Here is a 23,424-nt window from a genome sequence, read left to right as displayed (position 1 = left end):
TAATCAATAATCACTGAACCAGTAACTGAAGCTTAGATTCAGCGTATGAACAGTGAAGCGATCATTGAAATTGCTAATTTTTTTTGTCGTCACATAGCGATAATCAAGGGCAGCAGAAAAACTCTCATTAAATAAATAACTGACTCCCACAATGGCTTGGCCAACTGGAGTAGAGGTATTTTCCTTTAACGTGAATATGTTGGTGGAGTTGGAGGTTGTTGTTATTCCGGTAGCGCCGGTGAGACCCATACTCACGAAGTCAAGCTCAAATTTGTCTTGGATGTAACCATAACCTATTCCCAGGCCAACATAAGGCACAAAGCTTACATCATCGTAGTCATAATCATAAAAATCATAGTAAACATTGAATAGGGCTGCACCTAAAGACGTATTGCCATCAATGGTTAAATTGGAAAAAGGAAAAATCAGAGAGGAGTTTGTGTTTTTGGTTAGGGTAACACCGCCAATGGTTACCTTATCATATGGGCTATAGTTGAAGAGCAATTCCCCTTCAAAACGCCAGCCACAATAACGATAGCCAATATGACCACCACCTCCTCCGCCGGTTGAATAATCGATTTCTCCTATCCCAGAAGTGAGAGGAGGAACAATCCCAAACGTGGAGAAGAAACCATTAATCGCGAAGAAGCTTGAAGTAGTAATGGTAAAATCGATCTTAGGCGTATAATTTAACTCTCCAAACAAACCTGCATACCAACCATCGGGTGGGGAAACTGAAAATGCCGAACTGCTTGCTGTTAACAATCCTGCTAGTCCTAATTTAATATAAGTCTTCATCCTTGCATCCTTTACTTGTAGCTTACGCCGTCAAAACGAAAAATTGCTCCCGCAGATGCGAGATTAGCTTTAAATGGTTTATTGAAATCCGTAGCTTGGTCTGTTTGCATGTAGCGATAGGCAAGGTTAACAGCGTAACGTTCAGAAAAATTGTAAGTAAAACCAGCTGTTCCTTGAAATGCGAATACACTATCGTCGGCTTTAAATTGCGTATTAACAGCAGGACCGCCAGGAAAGAGCGGACCCTGGCTTTCAAGGCGAGCGGTTACATAACCATAACCGAGACCAACACCGAGAAAAGGTGCTAGGCATGGGATCATTTCTGGAAAGTCATAATAAACGTTGGCCATGGCAAAGGTCCCTGTGGTTCGACCGTCAACGCCGTTTTGCCTGACATTGTTGATTCTAAATTTATGAAGATTGGCATAGATATAGGTAACTTCACCTTCATACCTTAAAGGCATGCTTTGATACCCTATGCGCCCACCTCCATTCCAGCCATTGCTGTAGGAAGGGTGGGCGCGCAAAAGAATAAAAGGGGGAGTGGAAATAAGAGTGGTATTGGTCACATTGTCAGGCACATAGGCATAACCACCAAAGACACTGGCGTACCAGCCATTAATTGGCACTGCAGCAGATGCGAGGCTTGAGGCCAGCAACGCGGCAGAAAAGAATACAATTCTCATGAGCTCCCTTTTTTTTTATTATTATTTAACAGCATCCAATGTTAGCGATTTGACTTTATTTTGCAAGCAGCTTTGTTGTTTAATTTCGTTTTAGAGAAAGTAGATTGGACCTTGGCTTGAGTGTTGTTATCTTTTTGAAAAGTGTCTTTAAATTAAACTTTGACAAAATCGCCCTATATGATTAATATTTGTGCACACTTGATAATTTAGTAATTTCAGGATTCCCGCATGTTAGAATTTTACAAAAAGCAACTCGATTGTCAGGAGCTGCTTAAATCAGTTCTTAGCTCTACGGACTTTCCTAATGAGGTTCATGAAAGTTTATTTTTTCTTATAGAACAGCAACGTGAACGATTAAAGAGGCTAATCGCTTCACTAACGGAAGGTTTTGAAGTTGATTCAAAAGCTCTATTAAATGAATATGTGGCTACTTATCATAATCAAGAACGATTGATGAAGACGGTTTGGGGCGAATTAACAGAGGTATGGCTTCCTCCTTTAAATGCTCCAACGATGGATTGCAACAAAACTAAAGATTTTGTTGACAACTTTGAGGTTATTGAAGAGAGTTCTGTCCCTGAGTTCTTAAATCCTCTTCCGGTAATTGGAGGACAAGAGTTTTCTTTGCCTTTTGTGGCACCCACAAGTTACACTGGTGCATTCTTTCAGCAACCTCCTACCTCAAAATCACCTGTACTACCACCAACATTGACAACATCTGCAATGCTTCCCTCTGACGATGTGCATATGCATAAAAAACGAAAGCGAGGCTCTGAAAGAGCATCGTTAGAAGAGAACACATTACAACTCGCCCAACTTCAGACCAGAAAAGAAGCGGGAGAGAAGCTAACTGATCCAGAGAAAAAAGAATTTCGTCGTCTTCGAAATTTATTCGCAGCTAAGGCATCCAGAGAGAAGAGAAAAACGCATACCCAACAGCTAGAGCGCACGTACGCGGAGCTTTCTGAAGAAAACAAACAATTAGAGAATGATTGTATTTGGTTGGAGACAGAGAATCGTATTTTACGTGAGGAATTGAATGCAGATCTAAAGCTATTAAGCTGGATATCAACCCATATAGGCCCAGCTTCTTCTGAAAGCCAACGCTTGTTTCAGGAGCAATTAAGAGCAGTATTATTAAGATTCTCGATGAATCCTTCAGCAACACCAGAGGAGTTACGGGGAGCGTTTACTCCCAAGTAATCGAGGTATATTGGTTTATTTATACCCACGAAATTAAAACCACTACGTACCGCGCTTTATGCGCGGTATCTCTATTCAACGATTTGTATGTGGATATATCAAGTTAATAGCGGCACGCAGTATATAAGCGCATAAAAAATCCCGTGCTCGGTATCAAGATGCCAAATGCAAAAATGATAAGAGTAATTAATATAAATTGCTGCTTGTTATTATCAGTAACAATCATGTTTTTACCAGTAAATGTTTTCTTTAAAAAGAAGAAATAAGAAAGAAGCACCAAACCATAAAAATAAAAAGAAGAAAACATCATTAAGTCCATAATGCTAATGGCTTTTTTAGAACTTATGTTACTAAAAGTCATATTATTAATCGGAAAATTAATAAGAAATAAGCATAGAAGCCAAATCTGCTGTGATTTTTTTCCTAACGTGTTTCCTTCCAAAATCGCAACCCAGGTAAGTAATAAAGGAAAAATTAATAGAGGGAAATAATAAACCCAACTTAAAGGGCTAAGCATTAACATGACAACCAGTGTTAAGCAAAATGGTTGGTGATTAACGGGAACCGCATCATTTGGACCCATCTTTTTTAGATAGAGCATTAACAAAGCAACGAATAGGATGGGATAGAGTGTTGTAAGCCAGTGAAGACCAAATTTGCCACTGGGATCCAGCAAAACCAAACGGGAAAGAAAGCCATACAGGGAGCCGTTCCAGTTGTCTTTGTACCAGGAGATGTTTAGCATCATTGAGTAGTATTGCGCATAAATGCCAGGACCATAAATGATCAAAGGAAGTAGCCAACAAAGTACAAAAGTAACTATGATGACCCAAAAAACTCGAAAGCGACGTTGCTTCAAAACATAAAATAATAACAAGGCTGGAAAAAGCTTAAATGAGATGATAAATCCCCACATTATCCCAGCATAAGAATCACGATTTTTAAGATAAAAATGATAACCTAGCATAACGAAAAATAGTAATATTGTTCCTACTTGCGCTATGGAAATATTCATAATAGTAGGAAAAAAAGCCAAGTAGACCACATACAAGATCAAGCGGTATTTTTTCAATGATTCGGAAGACAAAGCCTGGTTAAAGGCAATGGTTGCGCCAATCAATCCCAATATGAAGCAAATCATTAGCCAGATAGTTAATCCTACAGGATAACTTAGTCGCGCTAGAGGACTAAATAACAACAAAAAAATGGGGGGATTTAAATTGAGGGCAAGTTCCTTGGTGACAGGAAGATAAGTGCTCAACCAGACCCTGTAAGGATTTTCGCCCTTAAAACTTGCTAATGCAGCCGAATAGAAGGAAGCAAAATCCAGGTTGTATTGACAAGTTAGAATGGTAAAAAAAAGAACATAGTAAATGCTCACAACAAAAATAAAAAGAATTAATGCTATGTGCGTAGATAGTTTGTTCATTTCTTTGGCAGTTACAATGTTATATCAAAGTATAATTGTAGCGAATAAGCCTGGGCAAGATAGGTTTTCAAAATATGTGAGTAACATCGTCATCCCCGCTCTCTAAAGATCAATCCCAAGTAGCTGACAGTTCTTCAATTTCTCACTGAGAGAATAAATAATGCTGATAGCACATTATTATTTCTATAAGTGGGCATGGACAAACCATTGTTCTCCAAGAATGATCAACTCAAATTTCTTTTCTACAAGAATTTGATTGTATTACAGCGCTGATCAGTTAAGATGATAGATGGACTATAGGAATGAGGAGCAAGGAAATGCCAAAAATTATTCACAATCTAGATGAGTTTGCTGAAAAACTAGTTACCGCAATTTCAGAAGGTGGACAAATATTAACCACCTGTTTGGAAAAAGCAAAAATAGACTATGGTAATGAAAACTCTCTATTTTGGTCCTGGCTATATAGTGTGTCCCGCAGACGTGGTGGTGACTTTGAGAAAGCGATACAAGCCTTAAAAGATTTTGATATGGGGGTTATACGGCTACAAGAGTTTCAGAAATTTTTTAGTGCCGGCACATGGAAGCAAAATTCGGCAAATACAAAATTATTTATTTTCTTAATCAATGCTGTACAAGGCTATGACAAGGAGACCGATGACTACCTTCGCCAAACGGTCATCCCTGATTTGAGAGTATTAATACTGGAAAAGATCAAGATTTTGCTACGACAAGAAGAACTTAATGCAAAAAGGGTTGCTGAACGAGAAGAAGAGAAGAAAAGAATTTGCGCTGAAAAAAACAGGCAATTGGATAGCATCGTTCTATTTAATGAGAAAGAATCTGCAAAATTATTTGCCTTAAAAAATCAAGATCATTATACCTTCTACTTAAATGTGCAAGATATAGATGCTGACAATCCTAAATGGGACTTAATTTGGTACGATCTAACCGGCAAAGCTATTCCTTTAACCATCAGTCCAGAGCTTACGATTATTTTGAAACGGATAGAAGACGAGCTTAAAAATTTCTTAAAATTTAAACCTGCGACTCAAGAGGTAGGCGAAGCAAGTCAAGCAAAGGATAAGCTGTTAGCAGAGTTGATGAAAAAATCAGCATCCGCCCATGAACTAAAGATAGGATGCAAGAATATAGTAGATGCCTTGTTGAAAAAAAACCAGGTTCTATTTAATCCAGATGCATCCCAATTACAGGATTTGGTTTCTACCTATGTTTTAAAAAAGGAATCTGATGCATTTCAATTATACTGGTATGACAGTTTAGGCAAAGAAAATTTGATAAAACTCAAAGACTACTCTGACCTGGATTCTTGGCTGGTTCAAAAGACAGATTTATCCGCCAATAATTTCTTAGCACTTAAAATGCAACTGAGGTATGTTAATACTCGCCAGAATGTGGACGAAAGCAAGCAAAAGAGCATCCAAAACTTATTAAATCAAAGGCATGGTATAACGTTAATTACAAGTGATGATTGGACAACTATTCCTCCATATAAACTTATTAAAGACACCTATATCTTGATACGTGAACCTAATCCAACAACAGGCAAATGGTCTTTATACCAAAGGCAAAGAGGAGGAAAGAACGCGGTTATTGAGTTGGCAAGCTGGACTAATGAGGAGGCTTCCAACAAATTTAAAAAGATTCTTGCAGACAACAATGGGTTATCCGCCGCAGGTTTAGGTGTTGAAGCCATACAAGGGTTACGTGACTGTATTAAACATTCCAACACCCCGACATCAGTACTAGCGTGCAGGGCCATGAAGGTATTCCCGCCTAAGGTCGACACGTATTGCAAACCCTGTTCCTATGTTCTCACTAAAGAAAATAATCATTGGCAACTTTATTATATCAATGCCTTCCAAGAAAATATAAAGGTGCAAATGTCTGCTTGTCCTCAAGAAACTCAGGATTTGTTGCTTCAATGGCAGGATGAAGTCGAAGCTGTAACCTTTGAGCAATTAAATAATTTAGTAAAAACGCTCACGGATTTTAAACCTGAGGCTACTAATCGCATAAATTTAGAGCAGTTTTCTAAGTTAGAAGCAGTATTGAGAGAAGGTCCTAAATCAGTAAATGAAGCTACTAAATTGGCAAACGAGGATTCTGAAATAGCACATAAAGAGGATAATGAAGAAACACCTGCTGTACTTGGTACTCCGAAGTCTGGAAAATTGGACATCAGCAAGTATGCTGCTGTTGCCACACTTTTTGGTGATAAAACGATCATGGCTAAGCGCAAGGCCTTAGCGCAAGAATCAGCAAAGGAACCTATAGTTACATCTCAGGAATCACCAGAAGGAGGAGTCGATCCTTCGCATTCAGCTGTTCTTGGTTGTTAAGATTCAATCTCCATGGTTTTATTGCTTGACTTTTAGAACATTGAATTACCGATGATACAGCGAAATTACCGTGGCTTACCACGGTATCCAGCGATCTTCAATGAACCATAGATACCGTGGTCAAGCCACGGTAATTCGGTTTTTTGAAGATCAAATAAGAAGAATAAAATTGTGTCATTATGTGCAACTATGGCACAAAGCCTGAAGTGATTGGCATGCGCCAATCACGACCGAAGGCGCGAGGAGAAACTTTAATGCCTGGAGGACCTTGTCGTCGTTTGTATTCATTCTGTTTAATTAAACGAATAACTTTATAGACAACTTCAGGAGCATAACCTGATGCGATGATTTCTTGTGCAGCGACATTGTTTTCCATGTAGGCTTTGATGATGGCGTCGAGAATGGCATAATCAGGCAAAGTATCTTGATCGGTTTGATTTTCGGCCAATTCTGCAGAGGGAGCTCGGGTGAACACCCTCTCGGGAATAATCGGTGCTATTGAATTGCGGTAACGTGCCAAAGCGTAAACCTGAGTTTTTAAGATATCCTTTAAGACGGCTAATCCACCAGCCATATCACCATATAAGGTGGCGTAACCGACGGCTGTTTCGCTTTTATTACTGGTGGTGAGTACCATTTTTCCTGTTTTGTTCGAAAGGGCCATTAATAAAATGCCACGAATCCTCGCCTGTATGTTTTCTTCAGTAGTGTCTGCTTTATAACCTACAAAAGAAGGGGCGAGGGTTTCAAGAAAGCTCTTGAAGGTCGGTTCAATAGAGAGAATTGAATTGGCTACGCCTAAGGTTTGAAGTTGTTTTTGCGCGTCTTCCACGCTAATACTGGCGGTAAATCGAGAAGGCATCATCACGGCATGAACCCGCGATGCTCCTAAAGCATCTACTGCAATTGCTAAGGTCAGGGCTGAATCCACCCCTCCTGATAAACCCAGCAATACGCCAGGAAAACCGTTTTTTTGCACATAATCCCGTGTACCACAAACCAAAGCGTCATAAATGAGTTTATCTTCAGCTGGCAAAGAGACAATTTCGCCAGTGATCGTTTGTTGGTTAAAGGTAATGGTTTGCAATGCCTCCTGAAAAAGGGGGGCGCGGGCGCATAGTACTCCCTGGGCATTAAATGCCATTGAGTGGCCATCAAAAACCAACTCATCTTGCCCTCCAACTTGATTGACGTAAAAAATACTTACACCTTTTTTAGCGTATTTCTTTAATAAATTTTCACGTAAACCTTGTTTCTTATAATCAAAAGGAGAAGCATTCAAGCAAAAAAAGCCATCCACTTTGGCTTCCAGTAACTGTTCAACGGGTCCTTTAAACCAAATATCTTCGCAAATACAAACACCAAATTGATAACCTTTAATGGGCAAAATACAAGGCTTTGCTTCTCCATGGTGAAAATAACGTTCCTCGTCAAATACGCCATAGTTGGGTAGATGTTGCTTATGGTAATGGGCGACTCGAGTGCCGTTATAAAAAATACTAGCGGCATTGAAACAGACACGGTCATCTTCTAAACAAGGATGTCCAACGATGACATGACATTCTTTTGTTATTTCCTGGATAACTTGCAGGGCTTGTTCAACTTGCTTATGAAAATCCTGTCGCAACAATAAATCTTCTGGGGGATAACCGCTGATAGCCAACTCTGGGAAAACAATAACATCATGTTGATCTTGATGCAGTTTTATAATATTGGCAATTTTTTCTGTATTCGCTCCAATCGCACCCACCAAGGGGTTGATCTGAGCCATAAGTATTTGGAGAACTTGGGACATTACAATGACTTCTATTTTGCCTTGTTTGTTGATTTTATAACGTTTGTTTTAAGTAAATAAATAAAAATCTAATACTTTTAGAGAAATGCCACGGATTTCAAGGATCTAATTTTATCCACTTAATGCAGCTCCTGGAATTTGTTTGGAGTCAAGTTTAGCAAAAAGCGATTCTAGACTTTTCTCTGGTATAGTACTTATCAATACTTCGCGCAGACTAGGTCCTTTTTCTCCCTTCCAATCTAACATCTCTGCCAAGGATATCTCAGGTGGTGCTTTGGTTAAATGGGATAAACTGACTTCAATTGCCTCATTCTTTAAAATTCTGGAATAAAACCCCGCATGGTAACCTAAATTTACACCTAAAGCTTGATAAATCATTTCTTTCAATTGATTAATTTTACCATTAATTTGCTGCTGTTTAGTTTCTATGATCTTAACAACATTATTAATATTACTAGTTGTTAACTCGACTTGTGATAACAATCCAAATGTTTGATCGTTTAACTGGTAAGCATCTGCCATTTTTTGCATTGCCCTTAAAGCAAGTTGTCCATGCCGAGTAAAAAGATGAGTTAAGAGTTGTAAATTAGCCTCTGTTGCCAAACGAGATCGTGACAAAAGAATTAGAGCAGTACTCAGTGCTTCAGAATAAGAAGCATTCTTACTGTAAGAGAGAACTTTAAAACTACCATCGTTTAGTTCACCAACACTAGCCAATCTACGCAATGCGTTGAGAAGTTGCGAAGAGTATTTAGCATTTTCGGTAAGTAATTGTTCAACAAATAATTTTCCATTCTCCTCCGTCAAAATACCCGCATCTGCCAAGGTTACTAATCCATCCGCAATATTTCTTGCTTGCAAGGGGTGTTCGAAAATAAAATGATTTTCTTTAGAGCGTTCTTCTCTATTAAGGGTTATAAGGGCTTGTACAAAATTTTCGACTGCAAGTTCCTTATTGAATACCAAGCTCTTTTCTTCTACTGTTAACTTTTCAAGATCAAATGAATGTTCTTCCAATCTTAATTGGTCAATATATTTTAAAAATTGAGAAAGTGCTTGTAGTGTTTCTGAAGTTAAACAATTTTTTGTAGAGAGGCTAGCGAGCATTTCGGCAATTATGGAACTATCAGCCTCTTCCGAGGCTTCTTCCGTAAGCATATGGAGAATTTTAGGAATTAGAAGTGCATGAGTGTCTAATATTTTTAGAGAATTGATCCATTCTTTTTCAATTGCAAGATGTTGTCTTAGATAATTATCATTTTTGTCTGTTGGTACGACAGGATTAGAGGATAAATCTCTAAGCAAAGGAATCGCTAAACCTTGAGCTGTGGCATCCATGATTTTTTGAAATACGGGTAAAGGAAGTTCTCTCCTCAATGCTACTTGATGAGCTATTTTTTCCTGGGTATCACGATGAGGTCCGGTAATTTTTTTGTCAAAAAAGACGCCATAATCTGAAGTATATTGACAAGAAAACATGTTCTGACTAGAGGAACGGTTTTTTGCAAATTTGATTCCTGGATTGCCGGGGTGCCTGAGCAAATTTTCAATTACATTTCGCTCCCCAAAACTTAACTCCTCCGGTTTCTTGTTTGGTGGCAACTGATCGAGAGCCTCTTGTAGACCGGGGATGGCATTAATCGCAATGGGTCGACTCGTTCTGTCTTTGTTAACATAGTGAAGAATCCATCGATTATTATCTTTGACAAGCAAATATTCATCAGGTATTAGCCTTAAATTGCTGTCGGGAATCTCAGATAAAAATTTGACACTTACTCCGCTTTTCCATAGGCCAAATCCCATCAATAAACCTTCTTTTCCGGCCTTATGTCCCAACTTCAAGATACTTGCTGCACGTGTATGCAGGTCACCTGCTCCACCACCTAAAGGCTGTTCTGTTGCTATCCAGCGAGAAAACTGTTTACCATTTTTATCAAGATGCAGCAAACCATCACCTTTATTAAAAGAGGGGACGAGATGAATTCTTCCTGTATCAACCTCCACAATTCCTATGTAACCTTGTCCATCAGCTCCTTTTTCAAACAACTCTTTTGACTCTTCTGTTAAAGTTAATGGAAAGCTATCTTCAATAAAATCGGGTTGTTTGTTTACAGTAAAATGAGAACCCTCAGTTGGTATTCTGCTCATAGAACACTAATAAATATGAAAGTCTTGTATTATTATAGATCTACAAGATAATTTTTTTACAAAAAGACAAATTCATGTGCGTTTATTGAGGCAGGAAATTTTGCAAAATTTTGATTATTGAGGAAGATATACGAAGGTGTTTGCGAATTGTGTATTATTTATTTATGCGTAAGTCTTTAAAATAGAATAAGTGTTATTGACAATACAAAGATAAGTCAATTCGTTATAATATACTGTTTAACCCCAAAGAGTAAGTTGTATGCTCAAAGATGCATTATCACGGATGGCCGATGTTTTTTTACCTACCGTTTTGATGCGAGGCCAAGAGTATCAGCAGACAGGCCATGTGCTTAATATTCGCTTAAGTGAAGGTTTACTTAAAGCGCGTGTTAAAGGGCACTCTAGCCAAATTTATGATGTTCATATTGATTTAAAATCCTGGCCTAGAACGCCAGCGCATTGTAGTTGCTCCTATAAAATGAATTGCAAACATGCAGCTGCAAGTTTGTTTTCTCTACAAGTGAGAGAGAACTATGTCATCCCGGGGCCGTCAACTGAAAAAAAAGCTCAATCTTTGGAATCGTGGCTTGATACACTGCGCACGAAGACAGAAGAAAAAATAGCTCGATCCGGTTCTCATGAAATTGCCTATCTTATCGAGCCACAATATATAGGTTATGAGCATCGCATTAGCATTAGACTAGCATTGGCAAAACGGCGTAAAAAAGGTGGATTGGGTAAAAAAATTCCCTTCAATAGCGTCACTGACAGTCGAAGAAAATATTTTTCTCCCGAAGACGATGCAATTATTAAAATCCTGCTGGACAAAAACAATATCCAAGTTTGGTTTGAGCGATTAACCATACGTAACAGTGATCTCTTAGAACAAATTCTCAAAACGGAAAGAGCCTATTTATCCACAATGGTAATTACTCGCTCATTCCCGACGTCCCGCCCCCACGATATAGATAGAGGCGAAAAGATACATTTGGGTGATGAGTTAGAGTCAACTTTAGTTTGGCAACTGACTACAGAAGGGAAACAATATGCTGTGTTAGAGTCGGCAGGTGAAGCGATGCACCCTCTCTTTTTAGATAAGCTTTGGTACCTGGATCAAGAGAGCAATTGTCTTGGTTTGTTGAAAGTGCCTTATAACCTTGGGCAGCTAAAAAAGATTATGAATATGCCGCCCATCGATTTGGATGCAGCTTCTACTGTTGCCATGCAAATGGAGCTAAGTCATTTTGAAATTCCTGCACCTACGATTTATGAGAGCAAAGAAGTACGCATGGTAAAGCCGCAGGTGATCATTCATTTTGATGCCATTGAATCGACACCAGGATTTCCTGGTGTCGTCCTCGAACAACGAGTACTCTTTATCGCTGATGTTTTTTTTGATTACGAAGGGATAACAGTAGACCCAGCTGACAACAACAGCAAATTGATTAAAGAGGAAGATAAAAAATTAATTGAAATTCCTCGTGATTTCGCTTTGGAAAAAAAGATATATAAAGAGATTGTACAAATTTTAAGCCTGCGCTGTCCCACGATAACAGAAAAATTGTGGGCAGATTATTATCTCGACAAGGAAAAGATTATAGCTCATTTACGTCATGAAAATGACTTGTCTAAATTTTATGATCAGATTCTGCCAGCGCTTGAAAAAAAGAATTGGCAGGTTGAATTTATTCACCCCATTTATGAAGAGATCGTTAATGCGGATGAGGTTGAGTGGTTTTCGGACATTCAAGATCAGGGAAATGATTTCTTCTCTTACCAGTTAGGGATTTTGGTAGAAGGGAAACAAGTCAACATCGTGCCCCTCGTCACCGAATTGATCAGCAAATTGAACAATAAGAAGATTGATGATTTGCCTGATGAAACGTTGGTGAGAATGCCTCTCCCTGATGGAAAAGCATTGCAAGTTGAATTGGGTCGTGTGAAACCCTTAATTCGTTTCCTGCTGCATTACGGAGCGCGTCAGCTTAAGAATGAAACACAACTTCGCATCTCTCGCTATCAATTAATATTAATGCGCGAAACGGAACTAGCAGTCGCTGCAGTTTCTACACGTTGGCTGGGCGCTGAAATCATACGTCGTCAGTTGCAGCAACTGACGAGCATGCAAAGCATTCCTGTGATTGAGGTCCCAAAGGGGTTGAAAACCAAGTTGCGAGATTACCAACATGAAGGCCTCAATTGGTTACAATTTTTACGGTTAAGCCATTTTGGGGGCGTGCTGGCAGATGACATGGGCTTGGGCAAAACAGTACAGACCTTGGCTCATTTACAAGTGGAGAAAGAGCAAGGGAGACTTCTAAAACCTAGTCTTATTGTTGTACCAACCAGTTTGGTTGGTAATTGGTTTGAAGAGGCGAAGCGATTTACCCCGGACTTAAAACTGTTGGTTTTCCATGGTACAGGACGTCATCAGGATAATTTTGCTGATTATGACGTTGTTGTTTCAACGTATGGACTTATTCAGCGGGATAAAACGCGTTTTATTGACTATCATTTCTACTATTTAATTTTGGATGAGGCACAATCCATAAAAAATGCGCGTACAAAAACGACACAAATTATTCAGCAAATAAAGGCAAATCATCGCTTATGTTTGTCAGGAACACCACTTGAGAATCATTTGGGTGAGTTGTGGTCACTGTTTCATTTTCTAATGCCTGGCTTATTGGGGGATAGTAAGCAATTCCGACAATTTTTCAAAAATCCGATTGAGAAAGAAGCGAATGCTGACAGAAAAAAGATTCTCGCCAAACGAGTTCAGCCATTTATATTGCGTCGTACTAAAAATCAAGTGGCTCGTGAATTGCCTGATAAAACAGAAATGACGCGGACCATCGAGTTGACGGGACCGCAGCGGGATCTCTACGAAGCAATAAGAATGAGCATGGAGAAAAAAGTCCGAGAAGCGATTGCCCAAAACGGTATGGAAAAAAGCCATATTCTTCTTTTAGATGCGCTTTTGAAATTGCGACAGGTTTGTTGTGATCCCAAATTGCTTTCAATACCGGAAGCAGAAATGGCTTATGGTACCTCTGCAAAACTTGAAGCATTGATGGAGTTGCTTGAAAGCTTAATTGATGAGGGGCGGCGAATATTGATTTTTTCACAATTTACTTCAATGCTTAAATTGATTGAAGAACAATTAGTAAAGCGTAACTATCATTATTTGAAATTAACTGGCCAGACACAAAACAGGCAGACTCTGGTAAATACTTTCCAAGAGGGAAATATCCCGATCTTTCTCATCAGTCTGAAAGCTGGTGGCACTGGTCTAAATTTAACGCGCGCAGATACTGTCATTCACTATGATCCTTGGTGGAACCCGGCTGTGGAAGATCAAGCCACGGATAGAAGCCATCGTATAGGACAAGAGAACCCTGTATTCGTGTATAAATTAATCACTTCAGGCACAGTCGAAGAGGCTATTTTAGCTATGCAAAATAAAAAAAGAGAGTTAGTGGAAGATATTTTGTCTGAGAATGTTAGTGGGATGATTCAGCTTAGCTCGCAAGATATTGAGCAATTTTTTATGCCCTTGTCCAAGGATTTATTGTCATTAAGTTAAGAAAATCGAATCCCCGCGGCATCGACCGCGGGATCCATGAAATAGCTCTGAGCATGGATACCGCGGTCAAGCCGCGGTAATTCAAGGCGAGAGAAATCCTTACTTAATGATAGTGGTTCAAGGACTAACCTATTAAAAAAAAGATATTTTTTAATTGCAAAGCTTGGATTCCTAGCCTATTCTTTTGATGAGAAAATTAAGGAGGAATCTCATGAGACAATGGAAGGGGTTATTAGCATTTGTACTAACAGTATTTTTCTTGCCTGTTGCTTTAGCTCAATCACCAGCCGGTACGTGGACAACTATCGATGATAAGACAGGACAAAAACGCGCTGTTGTTCGTTTAACTGTGTCAGGTGGTACTTTAAGTGGCACTATTGTAAAAGTTTATCCGCAACCCGGTGATACCGGTATTTGCTCTAAATGTCCGGGTGGTTTCAAAAACAAACCCATCAAAGGTCTGCAATTTGTATGGGGTCTAAAGGACAAGGGCAATGGTGAGTGGGAAGGTGGTCAAATTCTTGATCCTAAAACCGGAAAAATTTATCGCGCTAAAATGAGCCTTAAAGGCAACAAGCTTTATGTGCGTGGCTACCTTGGTGTTTCTATGCTTGGTCGCACTCAAGTTTGGGTTCGTTAATTTCGCTTTACCAAGATTATCTGTAAAAAAGACACACGTGAAGTGTGTCTTTTTTTTTATTCAGCATTAAAATAGCAGTGAAATAGCAAATGGTTTTTTAATAATATCATGGCAGCAGAAATAAAAACGCGTAAAAGCACTGTCGATCCACTTAAATTGCCTCCTCATTCGGTTGAAGCTGAACAGTCAATCCTTGGGGGATTGATGCTTGATAATCAGGTGTGGGATACGATTAGTCTGAAATTATGTGAAGCAGATTTTTATCGTATCGAGCATCGTGTTCTTTATCATGCCATTGTGGAGTTGGCAAGAAAGGATCAGCCTTTTGACGTTGTGACTTTACTTGATATTCTGAAATCCAACAATCAATTGGATGATGCCGGTGGCGAAACGTATCTCTTTGAGTTGGCCAATAACACGCCAAGTGTTGCTAATATTTCTGCTTATGCCGATATTGTTCGTGAAAAGTCGGTTCAACGTCAGCTCATTAGTGTTGCCAATGACATTGCAGATTCTGCTTATAATCCCATGGGCAGAGAGGTAACGGAATTACTTGATTATGCTGAAACTAAAGTGTTTGCCATTGCTGAACAGACTGGTGGAGATGGTGGCCCAGAAGGTATCAAATCCATTCTGGTAAAAACGGTAGAGAAAATTGATGCCCTTTATCATAATGGTAATGCTATAACCGGTTTAGCGACTGGTTTAACTGATTTTGATGAAAAAACATCGGGCTTGCAACCCTCTGATTTGATCATCGTCGCTGGACGACCTTCCATGGGTAAAACCACCTTAGTCATGAATATGGCTGAACATGCAGCTATTAATGCAAATAAGCCGGTACTGGTTTTTTCTATGGAAATGCCTGCTGATTCTTTGGCCATGCGCATGATGTCTTCCTTAGGAAGGATTGATCAACATCGATTGCGAACTGGCAAACTCGAAGATGATGATTGGCCAAGAGTAACTTCCGCTGTGCATTTATTATCGGAAGCCCCTTTGTTCATTGACGATACCGCAGCTTTAAGTCCCGCTGAAATGCGTGCTCGCTCTCGTCGATTAGCTAAGGAGCATGGGCAATTAGGTTTAGTTGTTGTTGACTATTTACAGCTAATGAAAGTACCGGGTTTTAAAGCTGACAACCGCACCGCGGAAATTTCTGAAATATCCCGCAGCCTAAAATCGTTGGCTAAAGAACTTGAAGTGCCGGTGATTGCTTTATCTCAGTTGAATCGTAGTCTTGAGCAACGGCAGGATAAGCGACCGGTAATGTCGGATTTGCGTGAGTCTGGTGCTATAGAGCAAGATGCTGATCTCATTTGTTTTATTTATCGTGATGAAGTATATAACGAAGACAGCCCCGATAAGGGAACCGCTGAACTTATTATTGCAAAGCAACGTAATGGCCCTATTGGGAAGGTCAAGGTAGCTTTCCTTGGTAAATACACCCGCTTTGAAGATTTAGCTTTTAATGGTTATTCTGGAGTAGATTGACGTGACAAGACCAACTCGAGTGCATATTAATGCGACTGCACTCTTGCATAATCTGAATCAGATAAAACGCTGTACCACAGCATCAAAAGTGATTGCGATGGTTAAAGCTCATGCCTATGGTTGTGGTCTGTCGGCAGTAGTGCCAGTCCTAGATGGGCAAGTCTATGCGTTTGGTGTGGCTTGTCTTGAAGAGGCTTTAGCTATTCGTGCTCTGGGGGTCAGAGGTGAGTGTGTTTTATTTCAGGGAATATTTAGCCCGGAAGAGCTGCAATTGGTTTCTACTCATCGCTTACAATGTGTAATTCATCAACCGCATCAACTTCAATGGTTATTAGCCAACCCATTGCCTAATAGAATTAAGGTCTGGGTAAAAGTAAATACGGGAATGCATCGTTTAGGTTTTCCGCCGCAGGATATTTATGAGGTCATGACCGCCTTGACGAATTGCCCGTGGGTTGATTCTGAAATTGGCTTGATGACTCATTTGGCATGTGCTGACGAACCGACCGATCCCAGTGTTCAAAAACAATTGCGCATGTTTAGAGAGCTTGATTTGCCACCTGTTAAGATAATCAAAAGTATCAGCAATTCTGCAGCCATCTTGGCTCTGCCAGATACGCATGAGGACGTGGTGCGCCCGGGCATCATGCTCTATGGGGTGTCTCCCTTTGCGGATAAAACGGGACAAGAATTAGGTTTGATGCCTGTCATGCGTTTTGTTTCTGCGATTAGTGCTATACATCATTATCCGGCTCATGTTCGTGTGGGCTATGGAGGAATTTGGCAAACCACAAGGCCTTCAATTATTGGCGTTGTTGCTGTAGGTTATGGGGATGGTTACCCTCGCCATGTTGCTCCTAATACACCGGTTTGGCTCAATGGTTTTCGTGTTCCTATTGTCGGACGAGTATCTATGGATATGTTGACTGTGGATTTAACAGACGTTCCATTAGTAAAGATTGGCGATCCTGTGGAGCTATGGGGACAACATATCCCTGTAGAATCAATAGCTTCCTCAGCGAGAACCATCGCATATGAGTTGCTTTGTCAGTTTTCGCCCAGAGTGCGACAAGAGTAAAGGCCGAAAATAAAGCAAAATTGTGGATAATATCTAAACGTGATGCTAGAATACGAACCGATTTTACACAATGATACTAGGTGAATCATGAAAAAAATAGCAATGGTATCTCTTTCCTTATCTGTTTTCCTTGCTGGTTGTGCACAAGTAACGAATGAGGGCGTGGGTACTGTCACAGGTGGTGTTGTGGGTGGACTTCTCGGCAGCCAATTTGGCGGTGGTTCAGGTAAAGTAGCTGCTGCGGCTGGTGGTGCTTTATTGGGCGCTTACCTAGGAGGTAATATTGGTCGTACCATGGACCGTCTTGACAGACTAGAGATGCAAAGAGCCCTGGAAACTGCGCCAACAGGACGTGCTGTCGTTTGGCAAAACCCTGATAATGGTAATCGTTACACCGTTCAACCTACCAGGACTTATTACACCAATAATCAACCCTGCCGTGAATACATCACAAGAGCCATCATTGGTGGTAAATCCCAACAAATCTACGGCAAAGCTTGTCGACAAGCAGACGGCTCCTGGAAAGTGGTCAGTTAATTATCTTATTTTGTCCTTCCTGGAATAATTTGTAGGTTGGGCCTTGGCCCATAGCCGTCAGGCTAAGAAAGAAATTGTTTGTTTAACTTATTGAAATAATAATAAAAAAAGCTAGAGTACCCTTTTAAATTTTTTCCCGCCAGGAAAACAACCAAAAGGGACTCTATGCTGCTGGATACCCTATCAAATATTCCTCAAGAAATCTTTAAATTTTTTACTTATGAAGCGGATCGGATAGGAAAGGAAACAGGTTTTCAGAAACGCCGTTCAAAATTGACACCTAGTGTTTTTATAAAATCATTGATAACGCTCTGTTTTTCAGAACATTTTAATTTGGAACTTTTCTGTGGATTGGTAAAAACGCAAAAAGTTTATATCAAAAAACAATCATTACATGAGCGATTTAACGAACGAACAGCCGGATTTCTTAAAGCCTTTTCATTATTCTGTTTAAAGCACTTTCAAATGAAAAAGTTACCTCAACTCCAAGGATTGGAGCAATTTAGTAGCCTTAACATCATTGATAGCAGTACTATATCCTTACATCAGGCGCTGAATGAGCTTTTTAAAGGCAGTGGCGGAGCCGCATCCAGTTCCGCTATGAAAATCCAAATGATGTTTGATTATCTTGGTGGACAAATAAAAGAGCTTACTCTAACTTCGGGCTGTGATAACGATCAGGGCTTTGATAATTATTTTAATACTATTGAAAAAGGAGCTCTTTATTTAATGGATTTAGGTTATTTTAAACTGAACACGTTTAAGAAAATTATGGAAGAAAACGCTTTCTTCATAAGCCGCTTGCTCACCGGAACTAAACTTCTAACACAAGATAAGAAACCTTTTGATTTACTCGTTACCTTGGAGAATGCTGCACCATTCTTTTCTCAGCAGGTCCTTATGGGAGCAACGCATAAAATTCCTGTCCGCTTGGTCGCTCAACGATTACCACCAGTCATTGCCGAGCAAAGGCGGAGAAGACTTATAAAAGATCATCGTCGCCGTGGTTCCACACCAAACCAGGAATCGTTGGCTTTACAAAGTTGGTCTATTTATATTACCAATACCTCTGAAACTCAAATCAATAATAAAGCAATTCATCAAACGTATGCTTTACGATGGCAGGTAGAACTCCTCTTTAAATTAAGTAAATCCTTAATGCATATTGACTCTATCAAAACTAAAAAGTTTGCTCGAGTGATTATTGAAACCTATGGTAAGTTTATTGCAATGATGCTTTTGTTTTTGCTATGCAATCCCATGCGCAACATAGAAGGCAAACAACTCTCTTTTTATAAAGCCTGTCACCAACTAAGTTCCAAGGCTACTGGATTGATTATCGCCCTCATGTCTCCTTATCGATTAAAGCATTTCTTGAATGATTTCTATGAAAATCTCTCCCTCTTTGCTATCAAAGATTCAAAAAAGAAACCTCTTTTGACCTTTGACTTCTGCGAAGGAGAGTGCTTTTAAACTCTTAGCCTGACGGCTATGGGCCTTGGCCCAACCTACTGCTTTTGAATAAAAACCCTTCTAAGATACTATTATTTATACGATGAATTACTGATTTTAGTAGAAAGATGCTAAATTTGTGATCAAAGTTGGATTTAGTCATCATGGAGAGTTAACTATTATGGAAGATTGTCGTATTGAAGATGGATTTCCTACGCTCATTACGGTCAACAAAAATTTAAATTCCCATGACTGGAAACAAAGACTTGCTATTTATAAAGCTCAGTTCAAACAACAGTTATTGAAAAGAGGCGCCTTAGTTTTTCGTGATTTTTCTATAGATTCTACTGAGAATTTTTCCGACTTTATCAAAACAATGGATTTAGGATCATTTGTAAATTACATAGGTGGAGATAGCCCCCGCGACAAAGTGACAAATGAAATTTATACGTCCACGGAGGCCCCGCCTAGTATTTATATTCCTCCACATCAAGAGCTGTCATACCTGAAAACGTATCCTAAATATATTTCTTTCTATTGTGAAATCGAACCGCAGATTCAGGGAGAAACCGTTATTGCTGATGCCAGGAAAGTTTACCAAAGGTTAGATTCCAATGTAATAAAACACTTCCAAGAAAAAGGTTTGACCTATATCTCACACTACTATCAACAAAGCAAATTCATGGATGTGATTAATTATTTTGCAAATTCACACAAATCCTGGGTTGATGTTTTCGAAACCGATAAAAAAGAAGAAGTAGAAGCATTCTGTCAAAGCAATGAAATTAGGTGGAAATGGTTGCGAAGCAATTGGATTGAGATAAGGCACACAAGACCTGCAACCCTTGAGCATCCAATTACTAAAGAGACTGTTTGGTTTAATCAAGCACATCTTTACGATTTTAACCCCAGGCTTCTGGGTCTAGTCAATTTCCTTGCAATGAAATTTATTTACTTTCGCCGTTTAACAAGATTACATGAGGTCACTTTTGCGGATGGCAGTATCATACCCCGCGAAGATTTATACCATATATTGGATGTATTAAGGAAAAACACCGTTTCTCTCCCCTGGAAAAAAGGAGATGTCATGATTTTAGATAATATACTTACCATGCATGGTAGGGCTACTTTTAAAGGGAAGCGTAGAATTTTAACGGCATTAATATCCTAGATAATTTATCCTGGAATAAGATATAAGATTCCCTTTCAGATTGTTCTTTAGAATGTAATTGCTCGCCCCCATCTATAGCGCCGACATCCCGCGGTCAAGCCGCGGGAAGTTGGGAGTGAGAGTAATTACCTTTGAATCTTATCTTGCTAAAGACATAATTCGAATGAGTCTACGAATAGTGCTTGATTCCAAAAAATAAGACAAGATAGAATCTTGTTGGGTAACAGGCAATAAGCAGATTTTATTTGTGCTATATTTAAAAAGTACACAAGGGTGCAATTCTTTTCCCTACCAGTTCAGGCATAGGGAGAGTTTATTCGAGGGAGTGTATTATGGCTCATTTAATTTTTTCCGCTTTACCGCAACCAAGACGTCCTATTGTTTTCATAAACGACGATGCTACTGTTGATGAATGTGTGAAAGTAATGACTGAGCTAGATATTGGTGCCTTGGTGATACGTAATAATAAAGATGATCTTCATGGCATAGTCAGCGAACGCGATGTAGTTCGAGCCTGCCTGCATCGAGGATTAGATCCACACACAACAACCGCTGGTGAAATTGCCTATACAGCTGTCAGTGTGCTGAATTTGTTTGATCCCATTGAAAAGGCGATGGAAGTAATCACGCAAACAAAAAGGCGTCATGTTCTCGTAAAAGAGGAAAGCGAGATCATAGCTATTCTTTCAATTGGGGACTTATTATTCCATCTACTTGAGGACAAAACACGAGTCATCGAGCAATTGGAAAATTACATTCATACTTATTAAAGAAGACATTTGTACTCGATCTTAACGTTTTTGCCTGACTTTTCATATTATTGAACTACCGTGGTCAAGCCACGGTAATTCGGTTTTTTGATTTGGCAAACTAAAAAACTTAAGATCAAATTATAGTTAATATTATCCGTGCCACAAAAGGGTTTACGTTCTTTATGAAAGGAATCATATCGTCTATTTTAATGCTTTTGTTTAGTGCCTGTGGCTACTCACAAGAAAGTCCGCTGAGAATTGGGACTCTTTATTTTAATCCACCTTTCGAACAAATCTTCCAGGGTAAGAAGTATTTTGGATTTGATATTGACATTCTTTTCAGTGTTTGTCTGGTAATGAAAAGAGAATGTGAATTGGTACCTATGCGCTTCGATAAGCTCTTAGTTGCTCTAAATAAAAATAAGATTGATGCAATGATTGTTGGTATTAGCTTGATGCCCGAAGATCCTAAAAATTATTTATTCAGTTATCCCTATTTTAAGAGTGAAGCAGTGTTCTTAACGTTACAAAGCAATCACCTGGAAACCCTAAATAACAAAACGGTAGGTATGGTCAAAAATACCCTTTTTCCTATGGCAAAGAATTACGAGATAGTTCTCACCGGAAAAGATGCATTACCCCCTCTAAATAAATTTGAAATTAATTTCAAATTTTATAATAACTTGCCTGAGTTACTGACGGCACTCGATAATCATGAAATCGATGCACTTATTCTTGATGCTGGGGCTGCAAATTTTTGGATTACTCAAACAGGTGATAAATATGAGCAAATAGGGCCGGTGGTTCATGTAGAAAACGGTATGGCGATTATGACGACAAAAGCTAATGGCGAGCTTATTCAACAAATTAATAAAGCCTTACTAACAATAGCAAATAATAACGATTTACTTGAGATTTACCAAAAATATTGGCAACTCATTTCTCCTGACGAGAGACCCTCAGCCTACTTGGTTATGCAATCGCAACTAGAACAGTAATTTTAACATCTGCTCCCTGTCCCTGGCTAATACAATTCCAATATACAATCTAGTAGAATGCGCTGTATAGTGGATGATTATAAGTACAAGGAATCTCCGTATGCGATTGATATTAAAACTGATCGTTAGCATTTGTTTAGCTGCTTCTCTAAGTGTTGGTTGGGGAGAGACACCTCCTCCTGTCTGGTTTAGTAAAGGAGAGAACAACCAAGTTAAGCTTCAGGTTTATCTCTTTCTATCCTCAACTTGTCCTCATTGCCATAAAGCAGATGACTATTTTCGAACTCTTGAAGCAACTACGCCGTGGATAGAGGTTCATCGTTACATCATTAACACCGATAGAAATGCACTAACGACTTTTAATGTCTTTCTGAGCCAGCAAAATACTGATGACTTTAGTGTTCCGGCTATCTTTTTTTGTAATTCACGTTGGGTTGGATTTGCTAATGCACAAACGACTGGCAAAGAATTGTTTCGGGCCTTGCATTACTGCCAACAGCAGGTTGTTAGAATGGACCAATTGACTCCAACAACAATAAGCGTATTAAGACAGTGGGCTAATGCAAATTGGTATGAAAGCAATGTCGCCAATAAGCCTTCAGTGGCTGTTTTTCTTCCTATGTTGGCCATTACCGATGGTTTAAATCCTTGTTCTCTCTTTTGCATTCTGGCTTTATTCGCATTCTTATGGCTAACCAATACACGCTCACTACAAATAACGATTGGTTTAGTATTCTCGCTGGTGGTAGGTTTGGTTCACGCTGTGCAGCAGGTGCACACTGCCTTCTTTTTTCATGCGTTAAGTTGGCTGCGTATTCCTATGATCATTATTGGTTTAGCGCTTCTCGCTTATACTCTGAATTATTTCAAAAAGTTAGGTAATAAGGCCTCTTGTGCTGTTGTCATTTTAGTTGCTTTGAGTGCTTTAGGTCTGCAAACCTATATGCAGACTTGTATGCCCAATTTTGCACTCATTTTTCAGCAATGGCTTTCTACGCAAGCATTATCGCCATTACAAGTTGTTTTAAGCCAAGTTATTTATCAAATCATTTACATATTGCCATTGCTTCTTCTGGTGTTCGTTCTTGTCTTTTGGCGTAAGTCTCCTCGTTTGATGAAACGAGAGAATGTCATAACAAAAGTTGCACGTATTTCATTAATCCTGACTGCAATTTTATTGATTGCTTACCCGAACTGGCTGGCGAATTTCGGAGTTTCTCTTGCTGCACTAGCACTTGCTATTATTATTGCCATTTTGATCAGGAAAAAATATATAGCCTGGGATGGCATTTAAGAC

General features: G+C 39.3%; 17 protein-coding genes. 12 read left to right on the top strand and 5 right to left on the bottom strand.

The features are described 5' to 3' along the window. Positions 1–3: 3 nt before the first annotated feature. Both CKV79_RS08980 and CKV79_RS08975 read right to left on the bottom strand, forming a co-directional pair. A complete protein-coding gene (locus CKV79_RS08980; protein ID WP_028373819.1) occupies positions 4–798 on the bottom strand; it encodes an outer membrane protein in 795 nt (264 codons plus the stop codon). An 11-nt stretch (positions 799–809) separates the two neighbouring features. Continuing rightward, positions 810–1,484, bottom strand: coding sequence for an outer membrane protein (locus CKV79_RS08975; RefSeq protein WP_028373820.1), 675 nt, complete (start codon positions 1,482–1,484; stop codon positions 810–812). Positions 1,485–1,712: 228 nt separating this feature from the next. On the opposite strand from CKV79_RS08975, the gene CKV79_RS08970 reads away from it, so the two are divergent. Further along, on the top strand, positions 1,713–2,687 hold the full coding sequence (locus tag CKV79_RS08970) for a bZIP transcription factor (protein WP_028373821.1): 975 nt from the start codon (positions 1,713–1,715) through the stop codon (positions 2,685–2,687). A 103-nt stretch (positions 2,688–2,790) separates the two neighbouring features. On the opposite strand, the gene CKV79_RS08965 is transcribed toward CKV79_RS08970, so the two are convergent. Next, a complete protein-coding gene (locus tag CKV79_RS08965) occupies positions 2,791–4,116 on the bottom strand; it encodes a glycosyltransferase family 87 protein (RefSeq protein WP_051546211.1) in 1,326 nt (441 codons plus the stop codon). A gap of 317 nt (positions 4,117–4,433) precedes the next feature. Between CKV79_RS08965 and CKV79_RS08960 the strand changes: the two genes are divergently transcribed. Next, positions 4,434–6,476 carry a hypothetical protein gene (locus tag CKV79_RS08960; RefSeq protein ID WP_028373823.1) on the top strand — a complete coding sequence of 681 codons (2,043 nt, stop codon included), beginning with the start codon at positions 4,434–4,436 and terminating at the stop codon, positions 6,474–6,476. Positions 6,477–6,663: 187 nt separating this feature from the next. Here the strand turns inward: CKV79_RS08960 and CKV79_RS08955 are convergent, their stop codons facing one another. Then, positions 6,664–8,271 carry an NAD+ synthase gene (locus CKV79_RS08955; RefSeq protein ID WP_028373824.1) on the bottom strand — a complete coding sequence of 536 codons (1,608 nt, stop codon included), beginning with the start codon at positions 8,269–8,271 and terminating at the stop codon, positions 6,664–6,666. 111 nt (positions 8,272–8,382) lie between these two features. Beyond that, a complete protein-coding gene (locus CKV79_RS08950; RefSeq protein WP_028373825.1) occupies positions 8,383–10,419 on the bottom strand; it encodes a hypothetical protein in 2,037 nt (678 codons plus the stop codon). 259 nt (positions 10,420–10,678) lie between these two features. On the opposite strand from CKV79_RS08950, the gene CKV79_RS08945 reads away from it, so the two are divergent. From CKV79_RS08945 to CKV79_RS08900, 10 genes are all read left to right on the top strand, one after another. Beyond that, positions 10,679–14,005 carry a DEAD/DEAH box helicase gene (locus CKV79_RS08945; RefSeq protein WP_028373826.1) on the top strand — a complete coding sequence of 1,109 codons (3,327 nt, stop codon included), beginning with the start codon at positions 10,679–10,681 and terminating at the stop codon, positions 14,003–14,005. Between the two features lie 211 nt (positions 14,006–14,216). Continuing rightward, positions 14,217–14,645, top strand: coding sequence for a DUF2147 domain-containing protein (locus tag CKV79_RS08940; RefSeq protein ID WP_028373827.1), 429 nt, complete (start codon positions 14,217–14,219; stop codon positions 14,643–14,645). Positions 14,646–14,753: 108 nt separating this feature from the next. Beyond that, positions 14,754–16,139: a replicative DNA helicase gene (gene dnaB, locus CKV79_RS08935; RefSeq protein ID WP_028373828.1), complete on the top strand. Its 1,386-nt coding sequence runs from the start codon at positions 14,754–14,756 to the stop codon at positions 16,137–16,139. Position 16,140: 1 nt separating this feature from the next. After that, complete coding sequence (gene alr, locus CKV79_RS08930; protein ID WP_028373829.1) at positions 16,141–17,217, top strand: alanine racemase; 1,077 nt, start codon at positions 16,141–16,143, stop codon at positions 17,215–17,217. Positions 17,218–17,304: 87 nt separating this feature from the next. Next, complete coding sequence (locus CKV79_RS08925) at positions 17,305–17,754, top strand: RT0821/Lpp0805 family surface protein (protein WP_028373830.1); 450 nt, start codon at positions 17,305–17,307, stop codon at positions 17,752–17,754. A gap of 165 nt (positions 17,755–17,919) precedes the next feature. Further along, positions 17,920–19,227: an IS4 family transposase gene (locus tag CKV79_RS08920; protein ID WP_095141691.1), complete on the top strand. Its 1,308-nt coding sequence runs from the start codon at positions 17,920–17,922 to the stop codon at positions 19,225–19,227. Positions 19,228–19,345: 118 nt separating this feature from the next. Beyond that, positions 19,346–20,377 (top strand): TauD/TfdA family dioxygenase, encoded by a 1,032-nt coding sequence (locus CKV79_RS08915; RefSeq protein WP_157737140.1) that lies wholly within the window; start codon positions 19,346–19,348, stop codon positions 20,375–20,377. Between the two features lie 332 nt (positions 20,378–20,709). Then, positions 20,710–21,147 (top strand): CBS domain-containing protein, encoded by a 438-nt coding sequence (locus tag CKV79_RS08910; RefSeq protein ID WP_028373010.1) that lies wholly within the window; start codon positions 20,710–20,712, stop codon positions 21,145–21,147. A gap of 164 nt (positions 21,148–21,311) precedes the next feature. Further along, a complete protein-coding gene (locus CKV79_RS08905) occupies positions 21,312–22,127 on the top strand; it encodes a transporter substrate-binding domain-containing protein (protein ID WP_081778059.1) in 816 nt (271 codons plus the stop codon). Positions 22,128–22,227: 100 nt separating this feature from the next. Next, the gene (locus tag CKV79_RS08900; RefSeq protein ID WP_051546135.1) at positions 22,228–23,421 is read left to right on the top strand and encodes a hypothetical protein; all 1,194 of its coding nucleotides are present in this window, start codon (positions 22,228–22,230) and stop codon (positions 23,419–23,421) included. Positions 23,422–23,424: the final 3 nt, after the last annotated feature.

This window comes from Legionella lansingensis, assembly GCF_900187355.1.
GTDB classification, from domain to species: Bacteria; Pseudomonadota; Gammaproteobacteria; order Legionellales; family Legionellaceae; genus Tatlockia; species Tatlockia lansingensis.
The sequence above is the reverse complement of the archived record's forward strand: the minus strand, read 5'-3'. Positions and strand labels throughout refer to the sequence as shown.

Bases quoted from the DNA above. Each gene is read 5' to 3' on its own strand.
- CKV79_RS08905 (WP_081778059.1), top strand. From the start codon at position 21,312: ATGAAAGGAATCATATCGTCTATTTTAATGCTTTTGTTTAGTGCCTGT.
- CKV79_RS08900 (WP_051546135.1), top strand. From the start codon at position 22,228: ATGCGATTGATATTAAAACTGATCGTTAGCATTTGTTTAGCTGCTTCT.
- CKV79_RS08940 (WP_028373827.1), top strand. From the start codon at position 14,217: ATGAGACAATGGAAGGGGTTATTAGCATTTGTACTAACAGTATTTTTC.
- CKV79_RS08925 (WP_028373830.1), top strand. From the start codon at position 17,305: ATGAAAAAAATAGCAATGGTATCTCTTTCCTTATCTGTTTTCCTTGCT.
- CKV79_RS08970 (WP_028373821.1), top strand. From the start codon at position 1,713: ATGTTAGAATTTTACAAAAAGCAACTCGATTGTCAGGAGCTGCTTAAA.
- CKV79_RS08975 (WP_028373820.1), bottom strand. From the start codon at position 1,484: ATGAGAATTGTATTCTTTTCTGCCGCGTTGCTGGCCTCAAGCCTCGCA.
- CKV79_RS08945 (WP_028373826.1), top strand. From the start codon at position 10,679: ATGCTCAAAGATGCATTATCACGGATGGCCGATGTTTTTTTACCTACC.
- CKV79_RS08980 (WP_028373819.1), bottom strand. From the start codon at position 798: ATGAAGACTTATATTAAATTAGGACTAGCAGGATTGTTAACAGCAAGC.
- CKV79_RS08955 (WP_028373824.1), bottom strand. From the start codon at position 8,271: ATGTCCCAAGTTCTCCAAATACTTATGGCTCAGATCAACCCCTTGGTG.
- CKV79_RS08965 (WP_051546211.1), bottom strand. From the start codon at position 4,116: ATGAACAAACTATCTACGCACATAGCATTAATTCTTTTTATTTTTGTT.
- CKV79_RS08910 (WP_028373010.1), top strand. From the start codon at position 20,710: ATGGCTCATTTAATTTTTTCCGCTTTACCGCAACCAAGACGTCCTATT.
- CKV79_RS08950 (WP_028373825.1), bottom strand. From the start codon at position 10,419: ATGAGCAGAATACCAACTGAGGGTTCTCATTTTACTGTAAACAAACAA.
- CKV79_RS08960 (WP_028373823.1), top strand. From the start codon at position 4,434: ATGCCAAAAATTATTCACAATCTAGATGAGTTTGCTGAAAAACTAGTT.
- CKV79_RS08920 (WP_095141691.1), top strand. From the start codon at position 17,920: ATGCTGCTGGATACCCTATCAAATATTCCTCAAGAAATCTTTAAATTT.
- dnaB (WP_028373828.1), top strand. From the start codon at position 14,754: ATGGCAGCAGAAATAAAAACGCGTAAAAGCACTGTCGATCCACTTAAA.